At 46.3% G+C, this 11,783-nt stretch carries 10 protein-coding genes; 5 read left to right on the plus strand and 5 right to left on the minus strand.

The features are described 5' to 3' along the window. A complete protein-coding gene (gene ypfJ, locus MD536_RS17785; RefSeq protein WP_239602600.1) occupies nucleotides 1–843 on the minus strand; it encodes a KPN_02809 family neutral zinc metallopeptidase in 843 nt (280 codons plus the stop codon). A 134-nt stretch (nucleotides 844–977) separates the two neighbouring features. Here ypfJ and MD536_RS17790 point away from each other — a divergent pair, with 134 nt between their 5' ends. Genes MD536_RS17790 through MD536_RS17800 form a run of 3 tightly spaced genes read left to right on the plus strand, consistent with a single transcriptional unit; the run spans nucleotide 978 to nucleotide 5,148 of the window. Next, on the plus strand, nucleotides 978–3,257 hold the full coding sequence (locus MD536_RS17790; RefSeq protein WP_239602601.1) for a GH92 family glycosyl hydrolase: 2,280 nt from the start codon (nucleotides 978–980) through the stop codon (nucleotides 3,255–3,257). A gap of 5 nt (nucleotides 3,258–3,262) precedes the next feature. Next, nucleotides 3,263–4,696: a glycoside hydrolase family 125 protein gene (locus MD536_RS17795; RefSeq protein WP_239602603.1), complete on the plus strand. Its 1,434-nt coding sequence runs from the start codon at nucleotides 3,263–3,265 to the stop codon at nucleotides 4,694–4,696. 2 nt (nucleotides 4,697–4,698) lie between these two features. Then, nucleotides 4,699–5,148 (plus strand): acetyltransferase, encoded by a 450-nt coding sequence (locus MD536_RS17800; RefSeq protein ID WP_239602604.1) that lies wholly within the window; start codon nucleotides 4,699–4,701, stop codon nucleotides 5,146–5,148. On the opposite strand, the gene trmD is transcribed toward MD536_RS17800, so the two are convergent. Next, the gene (gene trmD / locus MD536_RS17805) at nucleotides 5,149–5,826 is read right to left on the minus strand and encodes a tRNA (guanosine(37)-N1)-methyltransferase TrmD (RefSeq protein WP_239602606.1); all 678 of its coding nucleotides are present in this window, start codon (nucleotides 5,824–5,826) and stop codon (nucleotides 5,149–5,151) included. It abuts the gene before it with no gap. A gap of 62 nt (nucleotides 5,827–5,888) precedes the next feature. On the opposite strand from trmD, the gene MD536_RS17810 reads away from it, so the two are divergent. Together MD536_RS17810 and MD536_RS17815 are read left to right on the plus strand one after the other, a co-directional pair. Beyond that, nucleotides 5,889–6,821, plus strand: coding sequence for a hypothetical protein (locus tag MD536_RS17810; RefSeq protein ID WP_239602607.1), 933 nt, complete (start codon nucleotides 5,889–5,891; stop codon nucleotides 6,819–6,821). Between the two features lie 37 nt (nucleotides 6,822–6,858). After that, complete coding sequence (locus MD536_RS17815) at nucleotides 6,859–9,615, plus strand: CHAT domain-containing protein (RefSeq protein WP_239602609.1); 2,757 nt, start codon at nucleotides 6,859–6,861, stop codon at nucleotides 9,613–9,615. Here MD536_RS17815 and MD536_RS17820 read toward each other — a convergent pair. From MD536_RS17820 to MD536_RS17830, 3 genes are all read right to left on the minus strand, one after another. Then, nucleotides 9,576–10,328 (minus strand): tetratricopeptide repeat protein, encoded by a 753-nt coding sequence (locus MD536_RS17820; protein ID WP_239602610.1) that lies wholly within the window; start codon nucleotides 10,326–10,328, stop codon nucleotides 9,576–9,578. The two genes, MD536_RS17815 and MD536_RS17820, sit on opposite strands and share 40 nt — an antisense overlap. Then, the gene (locus tag MD536_RS17825) at nucleotides 10,318–10,944 is read right to left on the minus strand and encodes an RNA polymerase sigma factor (RefSeq protein WP_239602612.1); all 627 of its coding nucleotides are present in this window, start codon (nucleotides 10,942–10,944) and stop codon (nucleotides 10,318–10,320) included. Before MD536_RS17825 ends, MD536_RS17820 begins: the two co-directional genes overlap by 11 nt. A 158-nt stretch (nucleotides 10,945–11,102) precedes the next feature. Continuing rightward, on the minus strand, nucleotides 11,103–11,783 hold the full coding sequence (locus tag MD536_RS17830; protein ID WP_239602614.1) for an ABC transporter ATP-binding protein: 681 nt from the start codon (nucleotides 11,781–11,783) through the stop codon (nucleotides 11,103–11,105).

Consider the following 11,783-nt stretch of genomic DNA (forward strand, 5'->3'; position numbering starts at 1 on the left):
TCACCTCAACCTCGCATCATTAAACGTATCTCCCTGCCTGATATCCCCCGACTCATAACCTCTCTTAAACCAGTACATCCGTTGCTCCGATGTGCCATGGGTAAAGGACTCCGGAACGATATAACCCTGGGCCTGTTTCTGTAACCTATCATCACCAATCGCATTGGCAGCCCGCATGGCTTCCTCAATATCATTGGCATCCAGTAGGTTCTTATTCGCAGTATGATGCGCCCATACACCGGCAAGGAAATCCGCCTGCAATTCCAGCATCACCGAATACTTGTTGTACTCTTCCTGGCTCACCTGCTGACGGATCTGCGCCAGCTTCTGTGTTGTGCCCAATAAGGTCTGGATATGGTGACCCACTTCATGCGATACTACATAGGCCATCGCAAAATCACCTGGCGCCCCAAAACGCTGGGAGAGTTCATCGTAAAAGGAGAGATCTATGTATAATTTCTGATCACCCGGACAATAAAATGGTCCACTTGCCGCACTCGCAGAACCACAGGCAGATTGCACCGCACCACTAAAAAGCACCAGGGTTGGCTCCCGGTATTGTGATCCATTCTCTGCAAATACTTTATTCCATACATCCTCTGTTTCAGCCAGCACTACTTTCACAAAACTTGCCAGCTCATCCTCCCGCGCTTTGGCCTCCGCACTCATCGGAGCACTGCTGCCTCCTGGTGCCTGCAGTTGCGATACATCCACATCTCCACCCAAAAACAGGTTGAATAATAGGGCAATGATGCCAAGGATGCCGCCTCCGATAGCTACAGGTCCGGCCATTCCTCTACGATCTTCTACATTTCCGCTTTCGCGTCTTCCTTGCCAGCGCATAGGTTGTTATTTACGAACAAATTAAGGAGAAATCGCATACGAATTGTGACGAGCTTTGAATATTTTATAACGCATTTCAACCAAGTCATTTGGTTACAATTGAATATTTTTAGCACTTTTTAGAAAGAACCAACATGAAACAACTGAAATGGTATGTTACCCTTTCGATCAACCTGCTTGCATCGATTGTTATTGCCCAATCCCTTCAACCTGTAGACTATGTGAACCCTCTGATGGGTACCCAATCATTGTTCAGCCTCTCCAATGGGAATACCTATCCCGCTATCGCACGCCCCTGGGGCATGAATTTCTGGACCCCCCAAACCGGTAAAATGGGCGATGGCTGGGCCTATGTGTACACTGCGGATAAAATTCGCGGTTTCAAACAAACCCATCAGCCTTCTCCCTGGATGAACGACTATGGTCAGTTTGCTATCATGCCGGTTACCGGATCACTGGTGTTTGATCAGAACAAAAGAGCCAGTTGGTTCTCCCACAAAGCAGAAACCGTATCCCCCGATTATTACAGTGTGTACCTGGCCGATTATGATGTGACTACCGAAATCACGGCCACCGAAAGAGCTGCACAGTTTCGGTTCACGTTTCCCAAATCAGATAGCTCCTTCCTCGTGATTGATGCGTTTGATAAAGGTTCTTATGTAAAAATTCTTCCCAACGAAAAAAGAATCATTGGTTATACTACCAAAAACAGTGGGGGAGTACCCGCTAATTTCAAAAACTATTTTGTACTCGAGTTCGATCAGCCCTTCACGATCGCCTATACCTGGCACGATTCGGTGCTGGTGAAAAATCAGTTGGAAATGAAAGCCGATCATGCCGGTGCAGTAGTTGGTTTCAAAACCGTAAAGGGACAAAAAATCAATCTGAAAGTAGCTTCTTCTTTCATCAGCGATGAGCAGGCCCTGCTCAACCTGCAGCGTGAAATTGGAAAAGAATCCTTTGATCAAACACGGCAATCATCCCGCAAAATCTGGAATGAAACCCTCGGTAAAGTAAAAGCAGAAGGTGGTACGGATGAACAACTGCGTACCTTTTATTCCTGCCTCTATCGTACGGTTTGTTTCCCGCAGAAACATTATGAATACGATGCGAACAACAAGATCGTGCATTACAGTCCGTATAACGGAGAAGTGTTGCCTGGCTACATGTACGCCGGCACCGGTTTCTGGGATACGTTCCGCGCACTCTATCCCTTGCTGAATTTGCTCTATCCTTCTATCAATAAGGAAATGCAGGAGGGACTCATCAACGATTTCAAAGAAGGTGGTTTTCTTCCGGAGTGGAGCAGTCCGGGTTTCAGAAATGTAATGGTGGGCAACAACTCTGCTTCTGTTGTGTCAGATGCCTACATGAAAGGACTTCGCGGATACGATATCAATAAGCTATACGAAGCACTTTTACATGGTGCGAATAATGAAGGTCCATTGGATGCAGTGGGCAGAAAAGGAGTGAACTATTACAATGAACTTGGTTATGTTCCCTATGATGTAAAGATCAATGAGAATGCAGCCCGCACGTTGGAATATGCCTATGATGATTTCACCATCTGGCAACTGGCCAAAGCATTGAATCGGCCGAAAGAAGAGATCGCATTGTATGAAAAGCGCATGCTGAATTATCGTAATCTCTTTGATCCCGAAACCAAACTGATGCGCGGTAAAAACAAGGATGGCAAATTCCAGTCGCCATTCAATCCCTTAAAATGGGGCGATGCGTTCACTGAAGGAAATAGCTGGCATTATAGCTGGAGTGTGTTTCATGATATACAGGGACTCATCAACCTAATGGGAGGTGCAACTACCTTCGTGAATATGCTCGACTCCGTATTTGTGATGCCACCCCTTTTTGATGATAGCTATTATGGATTTCCGATTCACGAAATCCGCGAAATGCAGATCATGAACATGGGACAGTATGCACATGGCAACCAGCCCATCCAGCATATGCCTTATCTCTACAATTATGCCGGTCAGCCCTGGAAAACACAGTATTGGGTACGCGAAGTAATGAACCGCATGTACAAACCAACGCCGGATGGTTATTGCGGTGATGAAGACAATGGCCAGACTTCCGCCTGGTATGTTTTCTCCGCCATGGGATTTTATCCTGTTTGTCCGGGTACCGATCAGTATGTGTTGGGAACTCCGCTTTTTAAAAAAATGACCCTCCAATTGGAAAATGGAAAGTTGGTTACGATACAGGCTCCAGCTAATTCCGCTTCCAACAAATATGTGCGGGAAATCAAATGGAATGGTATAATCAATCCCAATACCTATCTAAAACACGGCGATCTCCTGAAAGGCGGTTCCCTTCAGTTCAGCATGCAGGCAACTCCGGATAAAAAAAGAGGAACAGATAAAAAGACCTTCCCTTATTCTTATTCTTCAAACTAACAAACATGGCAAGCAGAAGAAAATTTATACAACAGAGTGCGGTAGCAGCAGCAGGATGGGCGCTTTTGCCCTCCACTAGTTGGGCAATCAGCAAGAATGGATTTGAAAGCAAACGGCCACCCTTAGCCGAACGTAATTTCACCAGTGAGGCAGTGGAAGCAACGATCCAGCGCGTGAAGAAGCAAATAGCAGATCCGGAACTGGCCTGGTTATTTGAAAACTGTTTCCCAAATACGTTGGACACTACCGTTGAGTTGGAAATCATAAATGGCAAGCCTGATACTTATGTGATCACCGGTGATATTGATGCCATGTGGCTGCGCGATAGCACCGCGCAGGTGTGGCCTTATCTGCCTTTAATCAAAGAAGATAAAAAATTGCAGACCCTGATCGCAGGTGTGCTCAACCGGCAGAAACATTGCATTCAACTGGATCCCTATGCGAATGCGTTTTACAAGGATGTAACGAAGGAGAGTGAGTGGAAATCTGATATCACGGCTATGAAACCGGGTATACATGAACGTAAGTGGGAGATTGACAGCCTTTGTTATCCCATCCGACTGGCTTATCATTACTGGAAACTTTCAGGTGATACTTCTGTGCTGGATGCAGAATGGGTGAATACCATCCGCCTTACTGTGAAAACGTTTAAAGAGCAGCAGCGTAAAAATGGTGATGGCCCTTATACTTTCCAGCGTACTACTTCCTGGGCTACGGATGGCGTTCCCATCAGCGGTTATGGATACCCGGTAAAACCAGTTGGATTGATCTGCTCTACGTTTCGTCCCAGTGATGATGCTACCTTATTTCAGTTTCTGATCCCTTCCAATTTCTTTGCTGTGATCAGTTTGAAACAGGCAGCAGAGATCCTGAACACATTAAAACTGGATGCAGCGCTTGCAGCAGAATGTGCGGCGCTTGCTGCTGAAGTGGAGAAAGCCCTGCAGCAATATGCGGTTGTGAGTCATGCTAAATTTGGAAAGGTCTACGCCTTTGAAGTGAATGGATTTGGAAGTTATCATTTGATGGATGATGCCAATGTACCGAGTCTCTTATCACTTCCTTACCTGGGTGCAGTGAAGCCGGGTGATCCGGTATATGCAGCTACACGGCGCTATATCTTATCAACTGAAAATCCGTTCTTCTTCAAGGGCAAGGCGGCAGAAGGTATTGGCGGTCCGCATGGCGGGAATTATACCATCTGGCCGATGAGTATCATCATGCGCGGAATCACTTCCAATGATCCTGCCGAAGTGAAAAAATGCCTGCAGATGCTGAAAGCAACACATGCGGATACCGGTTTCATGCATGAAGCTTTTCATAAGGATGATGCCACCAAATTCACACGCAAATGGTTTGCCTGGGCGAATACCTTATTTGGAGAACTGGTATTGCACACGCATAAAAAGTACCCGGCCATATTGGCTGCAAAACTATAACTGTGGATGAACTTCAATTGGTCAAACCGGTTTCAACAGATTTTGAAGCTTTGACGGAACTCTGGGAAGCGTCTGTCAGAGCCACGCATGATTTCTTACCGGAATCCGACATTCAATATTTCAAACCACTGGTGCGGGATCAATTCCTCGCATCAGTGGATTTGCATGCTTTACAGGATGCATCCGGGCGTTTTCATGGATTTCTCGGCGTGCTGGATGGCAAGATTGAAATGTTGTTTGTGGATCCTGAAAGCAGGGGTAATGGATGTGGCAAGCGTTTGCTGCAAATCGCATTGGAACAATTGCAGGCATACGACCTGGATGTGAATGAACAGAACCCGCAAGCGGTAGGCTTTTACCAGAAAATGGGATTTGAAGTAGTGGGTCGGTCGCCGGTGGATGGCATGGGTAAACCTTATCCACTGCTGCACATGAAATACCGCGGAAAATAATCAGCTGTCCAGCAAATCGGGCCTTTTTTGTTCGGTTCGCTGGACAGCCTGTTCATAGCGCCATTCGTCTACTTTTTTCAGGTCACCACTGAGCAGGATCTCGGGCACTTTCCAGCCCCTGAAATCTGCGGGTCTTGTATATACAGGCGGTGCCAGCAGGTTATCCTGGAAGGAATCTGTGAGGGCGGAGGTTTCATCGTTCAATACCCCGGGAAGTAATCTTCCAACAGCATCTACCAAAACAGCCGCGGCCAGCTCTCCACCACTGAGTACATAATCGCCGATGGAAATTTCCATGGTTACAAAATGATCCCGGATCCGTTGGTCGATGCCTTTATAATGTCCGCAGATAATAATCAGGTTGCCCATCAGGGAAAGGCGGTTGGCGATTTTTTGAGAAAATCGTTCACCATCCGGGGTCATATAAATTACCTGTTCATAGGGGCGTTCGGCTTTTAATTGTTCTATCGCTTTGGCCAGGGGTTCGCACATCATCACCATTCCGGCTCCTCCACCATATTGATAATCATCCACTTGTCCGTATTCATTCACTGCCCACTGGCGCAGGTGATGCACCACAACCTCAAGGATGCCCTTTGTTTGAGCCCTTTTCATGATGGAGTGATTCAACGGACTTTCCAGCAATTCAGGCACTACCGATATGATATCAATTCGCATTTGGCAAAGATATTGGTTACATTTATCAACTTTGTGGCAACGAAGTAGAGGGACCCAAGATTATGTATCGAATACTATTCATTTTACTACTGGTGGGGTACGGACTGGCTTGTAACAGATCCAATGACACCCTGCCGAAAATCAGGCTCACCTATAGTGATTCCCTGTACTTCAAAGTACCTGGTACGGCGCAATCGACAGATCCGGTTACCAGACCTGCGGAAGCCGGTTATTTTAAAGCCATTCCCTTGGGATTGGCAATAGATAGCCTGACCGGTCGCATTAATATCACCGAAAGTGAAGGTGGTATCCGGTATAAAATATTCTATATCAGCGACGACCAGGAAACCGTGTTGGATAGCGCCAAACTGGTAGTTTCGGGTATTGATTACCGGGATAGTATTTACAATCTGTCTACAGCCGGCCTCTTATTTGCAACACCTATTTACAATGCAGATCCTACTGCTGTTTTGCCCTGTGCGGATGATGATGACGATGACGATGATGATGATCCCACTAATCCGGATGATGACGACGATTGTGAGTTTGATGAAAAAGATACCGATGATGATGGTGATGATGATCTGCCTGGGGTTAATGGAGATGGCTGTAAGGTAGATGTGGACAATGGTGTGATCGACCTGGCAGGCAGTTTTGCTGATGGGTTCCTGGGTAATAACCCGACCAATGGAACCACCCGCGATTTTGAATTTTTCTATCGTATAACGGATGCCAGTAACCGAAACCTGCAAGCTATTACCGTACGCTTTTATTATTTCAATACAGCTGCTGATATTCCTGCGAGTCTGAGGGCTGAACTGGGTAACAGGGATGCACAGGCGCGGGATGTATTGATGCGGAATCGGGATCGCTTTATTCAGGCTTCCCTGATGGCCACTACCGGTTTTAACAGGAGTGAAGACCTGATGCGCCTGGCAAGGGATATTACAAGTCGCCCTAAAAGACCCCCCATCATTATCCTGGTAGGCCGCTAAGCCGGGAGATTTTGTAGTTTCGGGACTCCTAAGAAACATGCCAAGAAGTTTCCAGTTGTTTGGAGTCCTGTTGTTGTTGCTGCTGATCTGGAAGGGATTTTCCCAGTCGAATCAGCAGGCAGCTGAGCCTGCTTACTGGTACCAGCAAGCCGAAAAAAACTATGCTGCGGAAAATCCTACCGGAACTACAGATAGTATTGCATTAGCTGCGTATGAAAAGGCCATTCAGTTGTTTTTACCAACTGCACCACGCAATGCTAAAGCCGGTGATGCTATGATCAAGCGAGGGAATATCTTCCAGGGGCAGCGTGCATTTGCCAAAGCGCAGCAAGAATATCATCGGGCTATGGACTGGTTTCGTAGCTATGGAGCTGATAGCCTGTTGTTTTACCAGGCCAGTTTGCACCTGGGTTCCAATTTCTACTATACCTATGGTATTGACAGTGCCCGGTATTACCTGGAGCAGGCAGCTCGATTGGCTTTGAATCATACTGACTACCCCGACCAGGAAGTGCTCTACAACTCCCTGGGTGCTTTGTATTTTCAGAGTTCCAATTTTCTGCAGGCAGCCAATTATTTTGAGAAAGCCAGGATGTTATTGGATCCGGCTGCTCCTGAATACCGGGAAACCTTTGATGGTTTCTCCAACAATATCGCTTTCTGCGAGTCGGCATTGGGAAATTATGAAGAAGCACTTTCCATCTACCGGACCCTGTTGAAAGATGCCTATATTAATAACCGGGTTATTCAAAATATCGGGCACCTCTATTATGAGAAAAATGAACCGGATAGCGCGCTTAGGTATTTTCAACAAGTGGTTCCCAATGCCACCAATGCAACGGTTCGGATGTACCAGGAGATGGCAAGAATATACCTGGACAAAAACCAACCTGATCAGAGTCGGGGTTTACTTGATAAAGCGGATAGCCTAAACCGTTTGCTGGGTGAAAGTCCCAGGGAGAAAGCAGTCAACCTGCTGCTCAGAAGCCGGCTTTTGGCAAGCAGCCAAAATTATCCGGAGGCACTGCAGTACCTTGAACAAGCAGCCGCCGGTATCAATGAAGACCTGGCTCCCTTAGTTTTGTTTGAGATCCATGAACAAAAAAGCGGCATTTACCTGTTGCGGCATAAACAGACAAATGCTACCGCTGACCTGAAAGCAGGTGCCCTTGCCTTACTGAAAGCTATTCGCCTTGCTTCCTATATCCGAAGCAACTATGATAATGATGAAGCGAAATTGTTTTTTAACCGAAGCAGGGAAGCGATTTACTGGAAAGCGGCTGAAGCTGTTTACAACTGGTATGCACAAACGAAAGAGCAGGAAGCGCTGGAATCTTTTTTCGAACTGGAAGAAGCCTACAAAGGATCAGTATTAAATGACCAGTTACGCCAGGCAAGGGAACGCTCTGCAATAAATCCCGGGCAGTCGCCATTGCTGGCAAAGGAATTTGAACTGAGGCAAACCCTTGCTTATTATTCTTCTCTGCTCAACACACTAACAGATGCAGAGGAAAAGGCCCGGATCGAAGGAGAGCTGATTTCTACCAAAGTTGCATTATCCCGTGTGCAGCAGGACTTGAATGCAGGTTTCAATGAAAGTAGCCTGGAGGATTCGGTATATGGCCTATCTGTTTTTCAACAGCGATTAGGAGGAAAGCAGGCAGTACTTAGTTTTCTGCAAACGGATGCTGCTTTATTCCGCTTCTTGATAAGACCTGGCACTATACAATTGGATCGGATACCGGTAACAGTAGCGCTAAGAGAGAGAGTTCAACATTTCATCAGTTCCCTGCATACCCAGCAGGAAGGGCTTCGTTACCAGGGAAACCAGGATGGTTATTATTTATACCAGGTATTACTGCAACCCCTGGAAGGGGAGCTGAAAAAACTCGAGTCCTGTACTATTCTGGTGGATGGCTACCTGCACCTCGTACCATTTGAAGCCTTGCCAGTAACGCAGGCAACGAACCGCTATTTGTTGCAAGACCTTACCATCAGTTATCATCTTTCCTTTGACCAGGTATATCAACAGCGTAAACCTGCAATAGCGAATGGGAAGGATAGTTCCTGGATGAGTTTTGCACCCTACGCGGAGGAGGATCCCTTAATCAGAAAAACCGGGCTGGCGGTGCTGCCTTTTTCTACCAGTGAAACCGGTAAGTCGGGCAGTGAATTGGCAATTGTAAAATCCGAAGCAACTAAAGCAGCTTTTCTAAGTTTGGGAGGCAGTAAAAAGATTCTGCATATAGCTAGTCATGCTGCTGCCAACAGGGAAGGCAATGGAGATTCCTGGATCAAGTTTTATCCGGAACAACCAGATTCTGTGCTGGGGTACACCCTGTTTCTACCTGAAATCTATCCGTTACCACTCAAAAACACAGAGCTGGTCATTCTGAGTGCCTGTGAATCGGCCAGTGGCATTGCCGCTTCCGGCGAAGGTTTGCTGAGTTTATCGAGGGCTTTTTTATATGCTGGTGCAAACGGTGTGATTGCTTCTCTATGGAAATCGGAGGACCTGGTAACGGCCTACCTTATCCGAAAATTCAGGGAAAGCATCAGTTCAGGACTACCAGTGGAGAAGGCCCTGCAACAAGCAAAATTAAATTTGTTATCCGATCCTGAAATACCGGTTCAGTTTAAACAACCCAATTATTGGGCACACCTGGTTTATATTGGTAATTGCTCTCCTGGTAAGTCAACCGGCAACTTTATCTGGTGGATCTTAGCTGGATCAGGAGCAGTTGTGTTAACAGTTTATTTTTTACGTAAAAGCGCTTCCAGTTCTTCTAACTGATCTGCCTGCACTTTTTCAAAGTACAAGTGTTGCGGATCCTGTTTGATGGCCCTGAACAATTCCAAAGCTTTGTCAGTAGCTCCTGCTTTCAGGTAGGCGAGTGCTCCGTAAAACTGGGCTTCATCGCGGAAAGCAGGTGATGCTGCATTATCCAGGATGCGTTCAAAACTCAAAGTAGCAGCCGTCCAATTTTTCATTTCCATATAACTGAGACCAGCATAAAAATGGGAACTGTTATCAACTGGTTTGGTAGCTTCATAGACAGTAACTAATTCCTGGTAAGCGCCTTTTTTGTATAAGGCAGTGAGGTCAGCTGCTTTTTCCTGTGACCGGAAAACCGGTGCCTGGTAAGGCTGATATACCTCTGCATAGAGCTGGTCTGCATTCATTGTATTTCCGGACTGCCAGAAATAGATACCCACCGCCAGCAAGAGGGAAGCTGCCATACCAATCCATTTGAGCCGGCCCATCCAGATCAGTTTCCTGTCGGCATGAATGGAGTTGTTTTCATTTAGAAACTGCTCGTGCAAGATTCCTACCTGTGCAATGATAGGGGCCCTTTCAAGAAAGGACTGGGCAGCGCGGTGGAGTTGGATCTCTTTTTCCAGTTCCTGCTCATTTAATGAGGGTGCCTGCTTTTGCAGCCAGTCGCGTGTGATGGTGCCTGTTGTATACTCATCTAGCAAATGATCTATGTGTAAATCAGGATTCATGGGCGTCGAGGTTTTTAAGTTGTTGAAGAATGGTTGGGTTTTTTGAGAGCATTTCTTTCAATGCTTTCATGCATTTGGATTTTTTATTTCGTAAAGCCTGCTCACTTGCAAAGGATACTTTATCCAATAACTCTCGCATCGACAGTTTTTCATAATAGAAACCCATCAGGATGGCTTTACATACTGAACCGATCGAATTAAAGAGCTGTAGCCAGGTTTTCTGCAATTCCTTATTGAAGATCCTTGCTTCGGTTGACTCAATCGTAGGGGAAGCCTGCTGAAATACCTGTTGCCGCCTGTTCCTGCGTTCGCTGCTCCTGATTTCTTCCAGCCAGAGGTTCTTGGCTATTCCGAAGAGGTAGGATTTGATACTGCTATCACCTTTGAATTTACCTGCCCTTGCCGCCTCAATAAATACCAGGATGGATTCCTGGAAAATATCTGCCGCTTCCTCCTGTGCTGCTCCTTTGGTTCTTAAAAAAGCGGTCAGCATTTCAAAATAGCTGTTATACAGTTCTTTCACCGGCCGGTTGATATCAGCCTGCTGTAAGGCGATCACCAGTTCCATATCTGGTGTTCGCTGTTCATTTCCTCCCGATTTATACGCTATCTGCATCTTGATCCTGCTTTTTTACCTAACAATAAGGCTGACTCCTGGTTTAATAGGGAGGCTGACTGTGCCAGCCTCCCGGGTTCTTTATAAGGATATAGGAGTGTGGACTGTTTGATATTGGTTGTTGCAGCCTTGGAAAATGTAACCAGTTTTGGAAAAAATTATTGCCGGATAATCCTGCCATCCTCCATTTCAATGATCCGGTTGGTTCGTTCCGCAAATTCCGGGTCATGGGTTACGATGAGCAGGCTCTGGTTGAATTCCTGGGCCAGCTGCTGAAAAGTGGAGAATACGATTTCGCTGTTCCGCTTGTCCAGGTTGCCGGTGGGCTCATCTCCCATAATGATAGCAGGCTCATTGATCATGGCACGCGCAATGGCAACCCGTTGTTTTTCACCTCCTGATAATTGCCGGGGGTTCTTTTCTGCCAGTTTGCTGATATCAAGCGTTTTTAGTAAGAAATGTGCCCGGTCTTTTAATGCTGCTTCCGGCTTTTTGGCCAGCTTCCTGGCGGGCAGTAAAATATTCTCCAACACCGTGAATTCATTGAGCAGGTAATGGAACTGGAATACAAATCCGATTTTTTCATTGCGCACCGCCGCCAGTTCTTTTTCTTTCAGTCCTGTCATTTTTTGTTCGTCGACATACAATTCTCCCTGGTAATCTGTATCCATGGTAGAGAGGATATAGAGCAGGGTGGATTTACCGCAACCCGATTTGCCAATCACCGATACAAATTCCCCCGCCTTTACCTGGAAATTGATGTCTTTAAGTACATCAAATTTTACCGGGTCGTAAAACTGTTTGTAAATATGTTTTGCTTCTAGTATGACGGAGTTCAT

It is taken from the genome of Flavihumibacter cheonanensis, from assembly GCF_022352215.1.
GTDB classification, from domain to species: domain Bacteria; phylum Bacteroidota; class Bacteroidia; order Chitinophagales; family Chitinophagaceae; genus Flavihumibacter; species Flavihumibacter cheonanensis.